Annotated in this window: 21 protein-coding genes; 19 read left to right on the top strand and 2 right to left on the bottom strand. The window is 31.6% G+C overall.

The window, feature by feature from the left end; genetic code table 11:
• Positions 1–100: 100 nt before the first annotated feature.
• The 9 genes from JBL43_RS16630 (at position 101) to JBL43_RS16590 (ending at position 6,475) form a co-directional block, all read left to right on the top strand.
• Positions 101–784 carry a hypothetical protein gene (locus JBL43_RS16630; protein ID WP_198842530.1) on the top strand — a complete coding sequence of 228 codons (684 nt, stop codon included), beginning with the start codon at positions 101–103 and terminating at the stop codon, positions 782–784.
• A 244-nt stretch (positions 785–1,028) separates the two neighbouring features.
• On the top strand, positions 1,029–1,538 hold the full coding sequence (locus JBL43_RS20300) for an SMI1/KNR4 family protein (protein ID WP_233098813.1): 510 nt from the start codon (positions 1,029–1,031) through the stop codon (positions 1,536–1,538).
• Positions 1,539–1,878: 340 nt separating this feature from the next.
• Positions 1,879–2,487, top strand: a complete 609-nt coding sequence (locus tag JBL43_RS16620; RefSeq protein WP_198842529.1) for a hypothetical protein — start codon at positions 1,879–1,881, stop codon at positions 2,485–2,487.
• 232 nt (positions 2,488–2,719) lie between these two features.
• Positions 2,720–3,322, top strand: a complete 603-nt coding sequence (locus JBL43_RS16615) for a PepSY domain-containing protein (protein ID WP_198842528.1) — start codon at positions 2,720–2,722, stop codon at positions 3,320–3,322.
• 346 nt (positions 3,323–3,668) lie between these two features.
• Positions 3,669–4,016 carry a hypothetical protein gene (locus JBL43_RS16610; protein WP_198842527.1) on the top strand — a complete coding sequence of 116 codons (348 nt, stop codon included), beginning with the start codon at positions 3,669–3,671 and terminating at the stop codon, positions 4,014–4,016.
• A gap of 132 nt (positions 4,017–4,148) precedes the next feature.
• Positions 4,149–4,520 carry a lipocalin family protein gene (locus JBL43_RS16605; protein ID WP_198842526.1) on the top strand — a complete coding sequence of 124 codons (372 nt, stop codon included), beginning with the start codon at positions 4,149–4,151 and terminating at the stop codon, positions 4,518–4,520.
• A gap of 133 nt (positions 4,521–4,653) precedes the next feature.
• Positions 4,654–4,851, top strand: coding sequence for a hypothetical protein (locus JBL43_RS16600; protein WP_198842525.1), 198 nt, complete (start codon positions 4,654–4,656; stop codon positions 4,849–4,851).
• Positions 4,852–5,000: 149 nt separating this feature from the next.
• Positions 5,001–5,804, top strand: coding sequence for a hypothetical protein (locus tag JBL43_RS16595; protein ID WP_198842524.1), 804 nt, complete (start codon positions 5,001–5,003; stop codon positions 5,802–5,804).
• A 17-nt stretch (positions 5,805–5,821) separates the two neighbouring features.
• Entirely contained in the window at positions 5,822–6,475 is a 654-nt protein-coding gene (locus JBL43_RS16590; RefSeq protein WP_198842523.1) for a zinc ribbon domain-containing protein, read from the top strand.
• A 37-nt stretch (positions 6,476–6,512) separates the two neighbouring features.
• On the opposite strand, the gene JBL43_RS16585 is transcribed toward JBL43_RS16590, so the two are convergent.
• On the bottom strand, positions 6,513–7,634 hold the full coding sequence (locus tag JBL43_RS16585) for an alginate lyase family protein (protein WP_198842522.1): 1,122 nt from the start codon (positions 7,632–7,634) through the stop codon (positions 6,513–6,515).
• Between the two features lie 432 nt (positions 7,635–8,066).
• On the opposite strand from JBL43_RS16585, the gene JBL43_RS16580 reads away from it, so the two are divergent.
• From JBL43_RS16580 to JBL43_RS16545, 8 genes are all read left to right on the top strand, one after another.
• On the top strand, positions 8,067–8,609 hold the full coding sequence (locus tag JBL43_RS16580; RefSeq protein ID WP_198842521.1) for a hypothetical protein: 543 nt from the start codon (positions 8,067–8,069) through the stop codon (positions 8,607–8,609).
• Positions 8,610–8,705: 96 nt separating this feature from the next.
• Positions 8,706–9,137, top strand: coding sequence for a VOC family protein (locus JBL43_RS16575; RefSeq protein ID WP_198842520.1), 432 nt, complete (start codon positions 8,706–8,708; stop codon positions 9,135–9,137).
• Positions 9,138–9,177: 40 nt separating this feature from the next.
• Positions 9,178–9,858, top strand: a complete 681-nt coding sequence (locus tag JBL43_RS16570; protein ID WP_198842519.1) for a haloacid dehalogenase type II — start codon at positions 9,178–9,180, stop codon at positions 9,856–9,858.
• Between the two features lie 3 nt (positions 9,859–9,861).
• The gene (locus JBL43_RS16565; RefSeq protein WP_198842518.1) at positions 9,862–10,203 is read left to right on the top strand and encodes a hypothetical protein; all 342 of its coding nucleotides are present in this window, start codon (positions 9,862–9,864) and stop codon (positions 10,201–10,203) included.
• Positions 10,204–10,239: 36 nt separating this feature from the next.
• Positions 10,240–10,593: a hypothetical protein gene (locus tag JBL43_RS16560; RefSeq protein WP_198842517.1), complete on the top strand. Its 354-nt coding sequence runs from the start codon at positions 10,240–10,242 to the stop codon at positions 10,591–10,593.
• Between the two features lie 126 nt (positions 10,594–10,719).
• Entirely contained in the window at positions 10,720–11,682 is a 963-nt protein-coding gene (locus JBL43_RS16555) for a polysaccharide deacetylase family protein (protein ID WP_198842516.1), read from the top strand.
• Between the two features lie 38 nt (positions 11,683–11,720).
• Complete coding sequence (locus JBL43_RS16550) at positions 11,721–12,365, top strand: alpha/beta hydrolase (protein ID WP_198842515.1); 645 nt, start codon at positions 11,721–11,723, stop codon at positions 12,363–12,365.
• 151 nt (positions 12,366–12,516) lie between these two features.
• Entirely contained in the window at positions 12,517–12,702 is a 186-nt protein-coding gene (locus tag JBL43_RS16545; RefSeq protein WP_198842514.1) for a hypothetical protein, read from the top strand.
• Between the two features lie 43 nt (positions 12,703–12,745).
• Here JBL43_RS16545 and JBL43_RS16540 read toward each other — a convergent pair whose 3' ends face one another.
• Positions 12,746–13,666: an AraC family transcriptional regulator gene (locus JBL43_RS16540; protein WP_198842513.1), complete on the bottom strand. Its 921-nt coding sequence runs from the start codon at positions 13,664–13,666 to the stop codon at positions 12,746–12,748.
• 162 nt (positions 13,667–13,828) lie between these two features.
• Between JBL43_RS16540 and JBL43_RS16535 the strand changes: the two genes are divergently transcribed.
• Both JBL43_RS16535 and JBL43_RS16530 read left to right on the top strand, forming a co-directional pair.
• Positions 13,829–15,328: an aldehyde dehydrogenase family protein gene (locus tag JBL43_RS16535; protein WP_198842512.1), complete on the top strand. Its 1,500-nt coding sequence runs from the start codon at positions 13,829–13,831 to the stop codon at positions 15,326–15,328.
• Between the two features lie 62 nt (positions 15,329–15,390).
• Positions 15,391–15,744 carry a DUF779 domain-containing protein gene (locus JBL43_RS16530; RefSeq protein WP_198842511.1) on the top strand — a complete coding sequence of 118 codons (354 nt, stop codon included), beginning with the start codon at positions 15,391–15,393 and terminating at the stop codon, positions 15,742–15,744.
• The last annotated feature ends 70 nt before the right edge of the window (positions 15,745–15,814 follow it).

Here is a 15,814-nt window from a genome sequence, read left to right as displayed (position 1 = left end):
TTGAGTTCCGATTAACAACAACTAACACTATGTAAAGAGAATAAAACTAACGTTTTACTATCTTTACACATACATTGCCAACAATACGAAAAAACTACATATGAGAATATTTATAATTTTAATTTTATTGATATTTACCTCTGAAAAACCTATCAATATAGACCTTGGAGCACCAGAAATTCAAGCTGTTTGTAAAGTAACTTTAAACGATGGAAAAACTATAGAAGGATTTATCACATTTGGATCTGGAGGATATGAAGGCAAATACAGACCTAATGGATTTTGCTTTGAACATGATAACGGAACGAAACAATTAATTCTTTATGGTTTTAAATTCAATCTTTCTAATCTCGACAGTTATGCGTCTTATCGAAACGGAACTTCAAAATTATGCTATATTGAGAATATAAGCTCAAGATATCTTCAACAACCGAAAACAGAATTTGATGAAGAAAAAAACACATTGACAATTACTAAAACAGAGGTTGCAAAATATAAACTTTTACAACAGATGCCTATTTACACAAAACTTCCATTAGGTTTAACTGTTCAATATAGTTCTGATGAGCAAAACGGAAAAATAACTATTGAGGTTAATCAGATAAAGTCGATTAAATTACTAAAGAAACCTAGTGAAAAATCACTTGAAATTATTGAAAACGCACGAAAGAAAAAAAGAGAAAGCGAAAAAGAAGAAGAATCGGTTGATTATCAACCTCCAGTTTGGTATCACGAAATAATTACGGATCAAGAAAAAATTGATTATTTGTCGAAATTCTTTTAAAACAATAAGTACTGTTGGCAACAAAGTACTGTGGCAAAAAAACAAGGAAAATCTACTTAATTCCCCATTTGCATTATTACCAGATAATTACTACATTTGAATACGTAGTCGCTAAATAAAACCCCTACTCAAACCCATTTAAAGTGTTGTTCGTTTTAGCTTCGTAATTCAAGAAAAACATAGTTGTAACTATAGTAGATATAACTACAATGTGGTTATACATATGTTGTGTACAATTTGAGCAATGACAGCAATTAATAAATTTACGTTTGGAATATTATTTATTTTTTTGTCTTGTGGAACATCAAATAATTTGACAAGAGAGACTACTTATCAATTAAGCGAAATGAAAAAAATATTGACTGACCTTTTCCAGAAATCCCTGACGACAAAAGACAATAATTATTTCACTTCTGAACAGATAAAAAATAATTGGATTGGAAATCTGCCAGCAACTGAAAGAGAAATCAAGGAAATTGAATCGAAACTTGGAGTTGAATTGCCGATTGATTACAAAAATTTTCTACTTATTTCTAATGGTTATCCGACTTACAACGATGCGGTGGAACCGAGTTTTGAAAAAATAAGCCAAATACAATACTTAAAAGATTTATATCCAGAAATAATTGAGATTTGGAGAAATACAGGAAATGAAGATGTTAGTAAAGAATTAGCTAAAAGTATAATCATTGCAGGAAAACAAGAAGAACAATGGTTTCTTTTAATTCCGCCAACTGACAAAAATGAAAAATGAAAATACTGGAAATTCGCGAGTTGGATTCCAGGAGAAATTGAATATAAAAATCTGACTGAATACCTTTTGGATACAATTAATGGAATTAAATAAAAAAACTGTACACAACAAAATGTATAAAACATAGCTGGTTCAGGCTTTCCCGAACATCGTTGCATATTTTCGAAGTCCGCCAAATCTTTGATTTGGCAGTTTATATTGAATGTATTTCGGTTCCAAATCAAAGATTTGGCTAATTGCTAAACTGAAAATTATCGTAAATTTAAATGCTACGTTTCATACACGTAACGTTGGCAGCATTAAAATTGACATGAAACAAATTTTATTCTACATATTTTTAATGGGACTGATAAGTTGTTCAACTCATAATCAAGAAAAGAAAATAATTGATATGGAATCGCTAAATGAACCAGTAGTTGTCACCAATTCAATCAAAGTAAAACCCAATTATAGGAAAATTGTCCTTTCAGAAAATTCGCTTGACACATTTTCAATTCCATTTCCCGAAAAAAATATGCTAGATTCTTTAAGAAGCTACTATGAACCTTATTTGGTAGAATACAATGTTGGACAACAAGACGGACCTGATTACAGATACATTGACATATCCCGAGAAGACAAAAACCCAATTGCCTACTTAAATTTTGAATCGGACAATGAACTTAGGCTTAACGAAATCAGAATTATAAATTCAACAGCACTTGATCAATATGAAGTGCATGTAGAAGACCCATTGACAAAGGTAATTACATCTCGCGGTACAGGAGAAATAGTATTCGACCCATATCACTTCCACATTTACTACTATTATAAAAACTCAAATATCTCATATGAATTAGAAGGAGAGCTTCATACTCCAGCAGTAAAAAATGTTGAAGATATAGTGTTGACTTATGATGATATAAACTCTCATACAGTTCAATCAATTATATGGAGAAATAAAAAATAATAACGCAGCACAACAAAGAACTATTATAATTAACAAGTAAAACTCACTTAATTTTCCATTTGCATTATTACCAGTTAATTACTACATTTGAATACGTAGTCGCTAAATAAAACCCCTACTCCAACCCATTTGAAGTGTTGTTCGCTTTAGCTTCGTAATTCAAGAAAAACATAGTTGTAACTATAGTAGATATAACTACAATGTGGTTATACATATGTTGTAAAACATTTGAATGAAAATCCTTTTAACCATTTTACTACTGATGAATTTTGGAGTTTCTAACTCTCAAAATTTCATTGATGGAATAATTTCTTGTGCGAATCATCGAGTTGATGAAAAATTGAGATTTATAGTAGATAAAGATATACTGGAAACAAACTTTGAATTTGAAGAATTAAAAACAATAATTGAAGTTCATAATCCCGAAAAAGGACTTGAAAGAATTAGTTTAGAGGAATTTAAAAAATCTGAATATCCAGCGATACAATTCTGGCTGAATTATACAATAACTTATCAAAGTCTAGTTTTGACTGAATTATTGATTCTATTTAATCTTAATTGTACAACACCTTGGAGTAAGAATGATACTCAAGAAATTTTAGAACCTTATTTAAAAGTTTTACAGAATAAGACAAAAATTGACTTGAAAAAAGCAATTGAAATCGGAAATGAAAATGGACTGAATGAAATATATTTCTGGGACATTGATTATGAAAAAAAGAAACTAGTTTGGACAATAAAAAGCAAACTAGAAAATAACCAATCGAAAGTGATAAAAATAAATTCTAAAAACGGAGAAGTAATTTCGAAATTAATTGAAACCCAAATTGATTAAAAAACGTTTTACAACAAAGTCTATATGCCATTAATTTTGGTTTGTTTATTGAGTTTTGGGCAAGTGCTTTTAAAACATTTTTTCTTCAAACAACTCATGCTCTTAGTAGGTATTGTTTTGGGAAACGCAAGGGCAACATAAAAAGATATTTTAAAAGCGAAAAGGTCTGTGTTTTATCTATTAACTTTAGTGCTTTATCAAAGAAAATTAACGGCACATAGCCAAACGTTAGTGAAATGAAAATATTAATAAACTTATATTGATGCTTACAATAATTGAAAATCATTCTGTAGCGTTTGTTAAAAATTCTACGTAATGATGATTATAACAATCTAATTATAAAATTATGAAAAAAATACTTTTGATTTTAAGTGTAATAGGAATTATGATATCGTGTTCTGATGATAATGATTCAAACGAAATGGAGATTGATGGAACTTTTACACATCGAATTTCAGATTGCGATAATTCAACAAATCTCGAGATAAATTGTGTTGAACATATTTGGTTTAATGATAATTCTTCAGCAAATATTATGTACGGAGGAATTGATTATGGAATTAAATTTAATTACAAAATAAACGGAGATGTAATTGAATTTATAACTGAGAACGAACCTTTTTCTTTTAGGATAGAGAGTGAATCAGTTTTGATTAGAATTGAGGATAATGAAGTTTGGACTAAAACTGAATAAACTACTTACAACACCTCATAAAATTTATGCTTACTTTTAAACTAAATAACCAACCGAAAAATCTCCGATTTTCCAGTCGCACAAATCTTATAAAATACCGTTAACCAAAAAAACTCTCAACGAATATAACTTATGAAAATTAAATTAATAATACTTACCATAACTTCTTTAATTCTATTGACTTCTTGCTCAAACGGATTGGAAAAAAAAATAATTAAAAATTGGAAAGTATCTAAAATGGAAAAGTTAATTCCAGTAACATCTAATAATTACACTCCTATAAAAATGGATATTAATTCTAAAATGTCTTTTAATTTTCTAAGTAATAATAAAGTAAAATTAATAACACAAATTGGTTCAAAATTAAATGGATCATGGGCTGTCAATGACAGTATTATTACTATAATTATAAAAAAAGAAGAAAAAAAACTTAGAATAGATAAATTAACTGATAATGAATTAATTTTAACATCAGGAAAATTCAAATTTTATTTAGAAAATTAGATATTTACTTTTATCCAATTTAAATTTACTAACGAACCATTGAGGTAAAAAAAAGTCAAATTCAACAATCATCATAAATTCAATTAAAACAAACACCAAATAATTAAATTAAGAATTACTAAAAATATATTTTATGAAAAAAGCAGCCCTTATTATAGTAGCATTAGTTTGGATTTCTACTTTAATTATTTTAATAATCTCTTTAACAGATGTATATCCAAAAAATATTTTTAGTGAATATAGGCTAATTGTGGGTTTAGCATTTATTACAATAACCGCAGTTTTAAAACCAATGTATAATGCTACTGTCACTAAAGGTTTAAGATTTTGAAAAAAAACGAATATCAATCAAGTCTTAACAAATAAACATCACATCACTATATACCACTAAAGTGCATCTATTTTAGCAAAGTGAATACAAATAATCACCATTAATTCAATTGTTATCTGCCCCTGTCAGGGTTAACTAACTATATAAATATGACCGAAACCTTAGAAAACAAAAGTCAAGAAAATAACACTGAAGACATTAAACTGTATGCAGCTAATGCCATAACCATGGCTACCTTTTTTGGTGGCCCGTTGGCAGCTGGGTATTTAATAGGAGAAAATTTTAAAGCCTTAAATAAACCTACAGAAGGTAAATTTGCTTTGCTTATCGGTATTGTTGCTTCAATACTGCTCCTAGTAGGTATGTTTATGATTCCGGAACATATCCTTGACAACATTCCTAATTTTTTAATTCCGGCAGTTTACACAGCCATTATTTGGGGTATTCTAGAAGCTAGACAAGGGGTTGTTTTAAAACAGCATAAAGAAAACAACAATTCTTTTTTCTCTGGCTGGCGGGCTGCAGGGGTTGGCATTATTTCGCTAATCATTTTACTCCTAGCTGTTTTTGGCTACGCTTATCTTTCCACAGATGCTGATTTATATGATGAATATGATACAGCAATGGCTGAATTTTCGAAAAATGAAACGGAATCGCTCGTTTTTTATAATCATTTAGAAACAGCAACAAATACAGAGCTAATAAAAGAATTAGAAGAAAAGACCATTCCTACATGGAAAAAAAACATAAAAATCATTAATAATACCAATGTAAAAGGGTATTTACCGCCAGATTTGGTAATTCAAAATGAACACCTTTTGAAATACTCAGAACTGCGACTTCAAGCATTTCAGTTGTTCCGAAAAGCCTTACAAGAAGACACTGATGCCTATACGCAACAATTAGAACAGATCCATCAGAAAATTGACACGGAACTTGAAAATTTTAATTAGTAAAAGATTATTAAAAAATGAAATGTCCTAAATGCAACGCAACAATTAATACGGAACAGATTAATGTTAAAACGGATATAGCACAATGTACAAGCTGTGGCACATTATTTAAAATATCTGAAAATTTAGGAAACGATGCGTATGATAGTTTTGATAAAACTAATGTAGTTGCCGGAACCTGGTATAAAACAGAGCATAATGACACTATTATTGGAGCAACAACACGTTCGCCAGTTGCAATTTTTATGGTACCATTTATGTTAGTATGGTCGGGTGGCTCGCTAAGTGGCATTTATGGAACGCAAATAATTAAAGGTGAGTTTAATTTATTTTTATCTCTTTTTGGAATTCCATTTATCATAGGTTCTATTGTTTTCTGGGGTGTAACACTAATGAGTATTTGGGGCAAAGTAGAAGTAACGTTGAATAATAAAGGTGGAAAAGTTTTTACAGGCATTGGTACTATAGGATTGGTTAAAAATTTTTTATGGAAAGACATTACTGCATTAAAAGAAAAAAAAGCAAACTTACGTTATCCAGGAAGCCAAGGTGGAAGCCTAGTTTTTGAAGGACAAAAAAGAATTTCTTTTGGTATTGGTCTAAAACAAGAAAGACTTTATTATTTATTGCGAGCTATAAAAAGTGCAATCATTAAAAACCACTGGAAATAAAAACAAAACGACCTATCTACATTAAAAATGACACATACTAATCCATAGGATCACCTTGATATCCTGTTAATGTGCCCCAAGAAATCATGGAAGAAGTAAAACCTTCTGGACGAATCTGTTCCACGACTTGTTTGGTGTAAGGCATTGAAAGTTTTTTTACGCGTACATAGTGATCATATACCCTTTCAAAAATAGGTTGATATCTTCCACGACTTTTCTCTGATATTATCTCCTTAAATTTTCCATACATATTGTAATATGCTACATCATTACCTAAATTATATTTTGCAAAATACTCGAAGCCATGTAAAAGTCGGTTGTCGAGATAGGCATATAAATCAATATTCTGTTTCCAGGCTATTTCGGATATTGCCGCTAAATAACCCAGCCCCATCTGAGAATGCCCCTGATCTCTTCCGCTTTCCTGACATTGACCTGTCTTAGCATCTATATAGCCCGAAAAGGTGGAGTAAGGTTGCACATTAGTGCCCATAACATGGGCAACCGCATCATTAAACAGTTGTACATCATCGCAAAAAACGGCAATTGCCAATACCGAATTGACCATAGAAAGGCCCCAATTCCCATTGGAATTCATGCTGTTGGTATAGTAATTACTGATTAAAGGATAGAAAACAGTGAGCATCATATCCTTGAATTGATCAACTTCATTCTGTGGCCAGTTGTCATATGTATAACGTATGATTTCTGCAGCATTACAGTATTTGTGAGCTATCATACCAGCAACTAAATTATCATCTTTACCCGTAATTGTATCTATAGTGCTACTCCATGCATTCAATATTTCGATGGTTTTTTCAGCATGTGCCTTATTGCCTGTAACCACCCATTGTATGGCATGACTGTAAGCGGCTTCGGCATCGTTACCAATCTGCGGGTCGCCAACTTTATTGGCACCATAACTATCGCGATGCACATGAGCAAAAGGTGTTGGTGTCCACTCTAATGAAGATCCTTTCCAGGCCACCATAGCCTTATAGGCACTCGACCAAGGTTCATCACCATTATTCACATGAACTTTTATTGTTTTAAGCTCTTCTGCACTATGCATGATTCCTGGGTGACTAATTTCTTGAACCGAATACTTTTTCGCTTCAATAGACGTATCATTTAATTGTCCGTACGTATAAAAATTCATAACGAATAACGTAAAAATTAAAAAAAAGGACTTCTTATGTGTCATAATTACTATTAAAATAAAGATTTACAGTTGATATTGATTCGTAGCTAATAACAAGCTACAAATTCAAATTCACAAAACTATTTGGCATATTTTTCTGCTCAAATAACATTTTTTAAAGGTCGGAAATTCTTGCTTATATTACCTAATTCTTTTTTATTTATTTCAAACAAAAAGACGCTTTTTGAACTAAATATAATAAACAAAATAAAAGATAATTAAAAAATCTTCTGTGTGCATGACAATAGCCTCAGCTACTGTTCGTTCATAGTTATTGATAATATAGTTGATGAGAACTATCAAACAGTTTCTACGTCTTTAAAATTATAAACCACAAATAGTTTTAAAAATTTAATTTTATCTTGTGGTCTATTTTAAGTTGAGCTATTTATGAGAACCGTTTTGCTAACCCTATTATTTTCAATCTCATTTCTTTTAAGCTATGGTCAAAAGAAATTTTCGAACCATACATTACATTTTTTCAAGAATAATACAGAAAAGAAAATTAAAGCTTCAGAAATTTCAATACTTGTAGATGGAAATAAAATAACCGGAGAAAAAAATGGTGAATTGTACCAATTCCCGATAATTGATTCTACTAAAACATTTGAATTTATAGTAAAAATCAACAACGTAGCATTTAAAGCAGGCCCTTATGAATCTTGGTTTTTGAATAGCGGTTCAGAAATTACACTTGGCGTATTAACTAAAATAGATGAGCTTCTTTCGGTTGCCGAATATAATGGAATAAAAAAACAAGATGAAGAATTTGACCTTTTATCGAAACGTTTTTTTATAGTAAATAATAAATATACCATCGACATAAATGCCTACAAAAAAATTAAAAGGCTTGATTTTTTAATTATAAATCCACATCAAAAAGGAGATGGTAGCTATGTGCTAACACAGCGAATTATTGATCTAAAAAAATAAAAACAGTTAAACAATCTCAACTGAAATAATAAAGAGTTAATTTACAGTACTATTCCTAATAAGCTACAATTTCACTACCTTTAAAACAAAAAAAAGATGGCTACCATAAACACGTATTTAAACTTTGAAGGCAACTGTGAAGCCGCATTTAACTTTTATAAATCCGTTTTCGGTGGTACATTCACTTTCTTGGGCCGATTTGAAGAAATGCCGGAAGGAGACGGTTATAAAGTCTCTGAAACAGATAAAAACAAAATTATGCATGTGAGTTTACCAATCGGCAAAACCATTTTAATGGGCAGTGATACCGTTGGTGATTGGGGACCAAAATTTGTACAAGGAAATAACTTTTCAGTTTCAATTATCCCAGATAATACAGAGGAAGCCGATAAACTATTTAAAGGACTTTCTGCAGGTGGTCAAATAACAATGCCTATGGAAAACACGTTTTGGGGTTCCTATTTTGGTATGTTAACCGATAAATTTGGCATTAATTGGATGGTCAACTTAGAACAAAACCAAGCATAACCTCTATGGTTGTAAAATAGAAAAAAACAATTATATCCTTATGAAATACACCTTAGCATTTGATGTTTACGGAACATTGATAAACACCTCAGGCGTTTTTAACACCTTACAGCAAATATTTGGCAACCAAGCCACATTATTTATGGAAACTTGGAGAAATAAACAGTTAGAATACTCTTTTAGAAGAGGATTAATGGAAGCCTATACTGATTTTTCCGTGTGTACTAAAGATGCGTTGAACTTTAGCTGTAACAAGCTTTCCATAAACCTAACGAACCACCAAAAGGAAGCTTTACTGCATGAATATACCATTTTACCTAGCTTTTCTGATGTTGCCGATGGTTTAGATAATTTAAAACAAGCGGGACATAAATTATTTGCCTTCTCTAACGGAAGTGAAAAAGCCTTAACACAATTGTTAACGCATGCTCAAATTATAAATAAATTTGATGGCATTGTAAGTGTAGAAAAAATTAGAACTTTTAAACCAAACCCACTTGTTTACACCCATTTTAATAAGGAAACGAATTCTTCAAAAGCAGATTCTTGGTTAATTTCTAGCAATCCGTTTGATGTACTTGGTGCACTTTCTTATGGTATGCGGTCGGCTTGGATACAACGTACTCCCGCCTCCGTTTTTGATCCGTGGGGCATTGAACCCACCGCTGTAATTAATACACTAACGGACTTATCTTCGGCATTAGAAAAAACGAACAACTAACTGATGACTATTTTTAAAAGAATTTTAAACTATCTCATTTGGACTATCGTATGCCTATTGGCTGGTTTTACGCATATGCGTATCGTATTGGGCCCAAAGCCACCACCTTCAAAAGGGATTATGAAAATGTTTGATTGGGTATATGCAACGGCTTTGATTCAGGTTGGAGCCATCGTTGGTGGTATTATAGCCGTACTTTATATATTATTTGATATTTTTTACTTAAGAAAGAAATTGATGCAAAGCAAAAACAAAGTACTCAAACGGCTTTTGGTTATCATAGTTATTGCTATAACTGTAGGGTCTACACACTATATACTTGAGAAAGTGGTAAATGTTATTTGAAACTTGAAAAACTATTAGCAACCCAATAAAAAAGAAATGGAATTGATAAAAAGATATAGAAAACAAAAACTAATTCAATTACTTATTGGAAGTTTAGCTCTTGTTGTAATTTACTTTTTTATCGATATAAGTAGCATTCATCTTATTTTAATAGCTTTTGTATTTATTCTTTCGATTGGATACAGCACAAAACTATTAACCCAAATTAAAATTGAGGATGAAACATATACTTTTGAGACTTATTCTATAGTAACTAAAAAAGAAGAGATTAAGATTCACAAGTCTGAACTAAGTGAAATACTTTATAAGCCAGATTTTTTATTTAATTCTCATAATCTGATTTTAAAACATTGCGGTACAAATGGTATTATTGTAAAAAATTATATTTAAATGCAGAACCTTGGAGCCAACTGACTGATCAGCTAATTAAAATAAAACAAGAAGGTATTAGTAATACATAAATATTTACTTAAATAGATTTTTTTATAAATCCTGTTACACTAATTCCAAACTAATTTGTTCATACTGAAACTACTTCAAAAACTTACGTTCTTTTTACTAATACTACTGATAGGCTGTAAAAAAGAAACACCAAAACAAGCGGAAAAAGTAACGGAAGCCAAACCAACCGTAAGTTTTACATTTGATGATGGTATTACTTCTGATTTGGCGGGTTATGATTTTAAGGAATGGAACCAAATGATTTTGTCGCATCTCGATAAGGAGAATTTAAAAGCTGTGTTTTTTGTGACAGGTAAAAACAAGCAAGATGAAAAAGGACAGTTCTTACTAAATAGCTGGAATACTGCGGGCCATCGTATAGCCAATCATTCGTTTACACATCCTAATTTCAATTCCGATGAGCATACCGCTCAACGATTTGAGAAGGAGTTAAAACGCACCGATTCCGTTATTTCAAACCTCAGTAATAGTATTAAACTATTTCGTTTTCCCTATTTAAAAGAAGGTCAAAACCCTTTAAAGGTAGATAGTATTAGGAACATACTGACCAAGAACCATTATGCTAACGGATATGTTACCATTGATGCTTCTGATTGGTATGTAAATTCACGCCTTTTAAAAAGAATAAAAGAAGTTGGCATTGAAAAAACAGACATTAATCAATTCAAAGACTTTTATGTGCAACATATTCTTGAGCGAGCCAACTATTATGAAACGCTTTCCAACGAACTCAACGGAAGAAATATCAATCACACCTTATTGCTGCATCATAATTTAACCTCTGCCCTATTCTTAGACGATCTTATAAATAAATTTAAAGAAGAAGGTTGGCACATTATAGACGCAGAACAAGCGTATCAGGATAGTGTATTTACAAATATACCTACCTCAAAATTTGCTGGCGAAAGCTTAACCTGGTCTTTGGCTAAGGAATCTGGTAACTATGAAAAATCCTTGCGTTATCCTGCGGAAGACAGCAGGTACGAAAAAGAAAAAATGGATACCTTGGGATTATAAATTTATAAATAAACCATTCACCGTTTAAAAGCTTCGTTATGAAAATCAGTCTATTCTATCTCCTTGTTTTTTGCTCGTCTTTAGTTGCCTGTCAAGACACCAACGAAGAACGTTATCTTTTTTTCTTACACAACCGTTTTTTAGAAGATCATGAACTTAATGAAAAACACCCAGAATATGGACGAACCGAATATACCGAAATACGAACTCAATTTGAGAATAGTGGATTTACAGTTATTTCTGAAAAAAGAAACCCAAATACCAACGCAAGAACCTATGCCTTGTATGTAGTTCGTCAAATTGATAGTTTACTAAATTTTGGGACAGCACCTGATAAAATAACTGTTGTGGGTACTTCAAAAGGTGGTTATATAGCACAATATGTTTCTACATTGGCTGAAAACTCCGATTTAAATTTTGTGTTTATTGCTAGTTTTAGAACTAGTGATCTAGAGAACATTCCCGAAATTAATTATTGCGGAAATATCTTAACTATTTACGAAAAGTCGGATCCGTTTGGTGTTTCAGCACTTGCACGAAAGAAAACTTCAACTTGTACCATTAACCATTTTAAAGAAATTGAACTAAACACTAAAATGGGACACGGTTTTTTATTTAAACCGCTAGACGAATGGATAGAGCCCACAATAAAATGGGCAAATGGAGATTATAATTTCGATTAGTCATTTTTTTCATTCCCATATAATTCTTAAAAATTACACAAGCTTTACCCTTTTTTTGTTTATTTTTTTTTGAATTATTTTTATTTTTATAATTTTTTTTTACTTTTACAAAAGACAGCTGTCCATAAATACCTTTTTTTAATACATTATTATGAAAAAAACAACAAAAAGAAAGTCTCTAATTTTATTATCTGTGGGTTTATTAGTTATTGCTACTGCACAGATAGCAGCACAATATGTAACATTGTCTGATTTAGCAAAAGGATCTTTTATAGGCATTGGAATCGGTTTGTTACTTACAGCTTTACTATTTGGTAATTTTAAAACGGCACAATAAACGCTTCCATTCTAAACGTTATTGGTGTTAGAAAGCAAAATTCTTACGAAGTCGTAATTGATTTTTTAAACTGTTGTGGCGTCATCATTTCCATCTTTTTAAACTGACGGTTAAAATAACTGGTATTGTTAAATCCGGACTTTATGGCAATTTCAGACATCTGAAAACTTTTCTTTTCCTTTATTAATTTTTTAGAGAATTTTATCTTTTCAGAATTAATATAATCTATTGGAGAAACACCCAAGGTATTCTTAAACTTTTTATGAAAATGAGAAGTACTCATACAGGCTTTTTCCGCCAGCACATCAACCGTAATATCTCTATTGGTTAAGTTTTCTTTTATAAACTGAATCACCATGCCTATTCTGGTGTCATTCAATACATTTTGCGTATCACTTAATATAAGAGCCTTTGCCTTTGTCTGTAATAAACGTACAATCAGCTCCTGTATCATCAAATCTAACAATACATCTTTAGATTTGTTATTATTGGTAAACGTATAAACCAAACGCTCTACTAAATGATTTACAGCTTGGTTATTTGTTAAATGTGAAGTGTTTGCATCTAAATCCCAATTGTTATTTTCATTTTCAATAGCTACATAGTTATTAAAATTCAACACCACATCGCTAATTTTCTTTTCGTCAATACCTAATGCTAAGCATTGTGTTGGATTCTTTTCACTAGCAATAGGAAAATCGATAACCATCGGTTTATTTCTGGGCATTACCACAGATTCACCTGGAAAGAATTCAAAACTAGGTAATCCTTCTAAGTGCATTATTTTTTTTCCGGTAAGCATACTTGCTATAACAGGAAAATCAAACGTGAGCTTTACTTTTTCTGCAATTTTATGAGTTTCAAAAATATTTAACTCCGCATATTCCGCATTATAGGTAGTCCTATTTTCTACTAATGTAGTTAGTTTTCTGGTGCTTTTATGTGAATATAATAACTGACTCATACACAATAATACAAAAAATATTCAGAAAAGTAGATATGTTCAATTTATTAATAAATACGTTCAGTTATTTCTGATACCTAAATAATACCTTTATAAAAATGTTAAATCCGTAATATTACATGGATTCATTATCAAATTATTAATCACTAAAAAAATATTTTTATGAGTTATTCGAAACCAAAATTTAAAGAAAAATATTCCAATTTTATTAATGGAAAATTTGTTGCACCTCTCGACGGTCAATATTTTGACAATACATCTCCTATTGATAATAGTTTTATTGCAAAGTATCCTCGTTCACAAAAAGAAGATATAGAATTGGCTTTAGATGCTGCTAATGCCGCAAAAGAATCTTGGGGAAATACGTCAGCTACCGAAAGAGCAACCCTATTAAATAAAGTAGCGGATATTATTGAAGCTAATTTAGAAGAATTTGCGTTGGTTGAAACTTGTGATAATGGCAAACCGATTCGCGAAACTCTAAATGCCGATATTCCTTTAGCTGTTGATCATTGGCGGTATTTTGCAGCCTGTATTCGTTCAGAAGAAGGAGGTGCTTCAGAGTTAGACTCCAATACATTATCTATGAATATTAAAGAACCACTCGGTGTAGTGGGGCAAATAATTCCATGGAACTTTCCACTATTAATGTTATCATGGAAATTACCTCCAGCATTGGTTACGGGTAACTGTGTCGTCTTAAAACCTGCAGAACAAACGCCATCTTCGGCAACCTTATTAATGGAAAAAATTGCCGATGTTTTTCCTCCAGGTGTTGTAAATATTGTTCATGGTTTTGGTCCTGAAGCTGGTAAGCCGCTGGCATCTAGTGCTAGAGTAGACAAAGTGGCCTTTACAGGAGAAACCACCACAGGACAATTGATTATGCAATATGCCTCTAAAAATTTGAATCCCGTTACGATGGAGTTGGGTGGAAAATCGCCTAATATTTTCTTTAATTCTGTGATGGACGCTGATGATGCGTATTTAGACAAAGCGATTGAAGGAGCGGTTTTATTTGCTTTTAACCAAGGGGAAGTGTGTACAGCACCTTCTAGATTATTGGTGCAAGAAGATATTTATGATGCGTTTATGGAACGTGTTGTGGCCAGAACAAATGCCATTATACAAGATAATCCCTATGATGTAAATACTATGATAGGTGCTCAAGCGTCTAATGATCAGTATGAAAAAATTCAATCGTATTTTAAAATAGGAAAAGACGAAGGTGCAAAAGTACTTACAGGTGGATCTGCCAATAAACTAGAAGGCAATTTAGCCAACGGATTTTATATTAAACCTACCATACTTGAAGGGCACAATAAAATGAGAGTTTTTCAAGAAGAAATTTTTGGACCTGTTGTTTGTGTTACTAAATTTAAAGATGAAGCAGATGCTATAGAAATAGCTAATGATACCCTTTACGGATTAGGAGCCGGAGTTTGGACACGTGATGCTCACCAATTGTATCAAATACCGAGAGCCATCAAAGCGGGACGTGTTTGGGTGAATTGCTACCACGCATATCCTGCTCATGCACCATTTGGTGGTTATAAAAAATCTGGTTTTGGTAGAGAAAATCACGTAATGATGCTGAATTACTATCGTCAAACAAAGAACATGCTAATTTCTTACGATAAAAACAAACTGGGTTTCTTTTAATAGATCCTTTTTATAGCCAAGGCTGAATATTAAATTCAGCCTTTTTTTTAAAACTTTATACCATGAAAAGAGTTACAATTACAAATGAAGCTGCAGCCGTTTTGGAACAATTAAAAGTAAAACATGGCGAACTAATTTTCCATCAAAGTGGAGGGTGTTGCGATGGCTCTGCTCCTATGGTTTTAGAAAAAGGAGATCTGTATTTAGATGAAAGTGATATTCTTTTAGGTGCCATTGAAGGAGTTAATTTCTATATGAATCAAGACCAATTTGAATATTGGAAACATACCCATTTAACTATTGATATAACCGAAGGTCGTGGTGCTAGCTTTTCATTAGAAATACCTTTGGGACTCCGTTTTTTAATTCATTCTCGATTATTAACTGATGAAGAGAATGCCTTTTTTAACAAGTAGGTTTGGGCTTCTTTCACCTATTGATTCCCATACTATTCTTTTCTTATTCTGCCACAAATTAATTGTTGTT

The organism is Aureibaculum flavum, assembly GCF_016406085.1.
GTDB classification, from domain to species: domain Bacteria; phylum Bacteroidota; class Bacteroidia; order Flavobacteriales; family Flavobacteriaceae; genus Aureibaculum; species Aureibaculum flavum.
Note: the sequence above shows the minus strand (reverse complement) of the source record. Positions and strands in the feature narration are given on the sequence as shown.

Bases quoted from the DNA above. Each gene is read 5' to 3' on its own strand.
- JBL43_RS16605 (WP_198842526.1), top strand. From the start codon at position 4,149: ATGAAAATTAAATTAATAATACTTACCATAACTTCTTTAATTCTATTG.
- JBL43_RS16540 (WP_198842513.1), bottom strand. From the start codon at position 13,666: ATGAGTCAGTTATTATATTCACATAAAAGCACCAGAAAACTAACTACA.
- JBL43_RS16620 (WP_198842529.1), top strand. From the start codon at position 1,879: ATGGGACTGATAAGTTGTTCAACTCATAATCAAGAAAAGAAAATAATT.
- JBL43_RS16550 (WP_198842515.1), top strand. From the start codon at position 11,721: ATGAAAATCAGTCTATTCTATCTCCTTGTTTTTTGCTCGTCTTTAGTT.
- JBL43_RS16585 (WP_198842522.1), bottom strand. From the start codon at position 7,634: ATGAATTTTTATACGTACGGACAATTAAATGATACGTCTATTGAAGCG.
- JBL43_RS16630 (WP_198842530.1), top strand. From the start codon at position 101: ATGAGAATATTTATAATTTTAATTTTATTGATATTTACCTCTGAAAAA.
- JBL43_RS16590 (WP_198842523.1), top strand. From the start codon at position 5,822: ATGAAATGTCCTAAATGCAACGCAACAATTAATACGGAACAGATTAAT.
- JBL43_RS16545 (WP_198842514.1), top strand. From the start codon at position 12,517: ATGAAAAAAACAACAAAAAGAAAGTCTCTAATTTTATTATCTGTGGGT.
- JBL43_RS20300 (WP_233098813.1), top strand. From the start codon at position 1,029: ATGACAGCAATTAATAAATTTACGTTTGGAATATTATTTATTTTTTTG.
- JBL43_RS16615 (WP_198842528.1), top strand. From the start codon at position 2,720: ATGAAAATCCTTTTAACCATTTTACTACTGATGAATTTTGGAGTTTCT.
- JBL43_RS16575 (WP_198842520.1), top strand. From the start codon at position 8,706: ATGGCTACCATAAACACGTATTTAAACTTTGAAGGCAACTGTGAAGCC.
- JBL43_RS16570 (WP_198842519.1), top strand. From the start codon at position 9,178: ATGAAATACACCTTAGCATTTGATGTTTACGGAACATTGATAAACACC.
- JBL43_RS16560 (WP_198842517.1), top strand. From the start codon at position 10,240: ATGGAATTGATAAAAAGATATAGAAAACAAAAACTAATTCAATTACTT.
- JBL43_RS16580 (WP_198842521.1), top strand. From the start codon at position 8,067: ATGAGAACCGTTTTGCTAACCCTATTATTTTCAATCTCATTTCTTTTA.
- JBL43_RS16530 (WP_198842511.1), top strand. From the start codon at position 15,391: ATGAAAAGAGTTACAATTACAAATGAAGCTGCAGCCGTTTTGGAACAA.
- JBL43_RS16600 (WP_198842525.1), top strand. From the start codon at position 4,654: ATGAAAAAAGCAGCCCTTATTATAGTAGCATTAGTTTGGATTTCTACT.
- JBL43_RS16595 (WP_198842524.1), top strand. From the start codon at position 5,001: ATGACCGAAACCTTAGAAAACAAAAGTCAAGAAAATAACACTGAAGAC.
- JBL43_RS16610 (WP_198842527.1), top strand. From the start codon at position 3,669: ATGAAAAAAATACTTTTGATTTTAAGTGTAATAGGAATTATGATATCG.
- JBL43_RS16535 (WP_198842512.1), top strand. From the start codon at position 13,829: ATGAGTTATTCGAAACCAAAATTTAAAGAAAAATATTCCAATTTTATT.
- JBL43_RS16565 (WP_198842518.1), top strand. From the start codon at position 9,862: ATGACTATTTTTAAAAGAATTTTAAACTATCTCATTTGGACTATCGTA.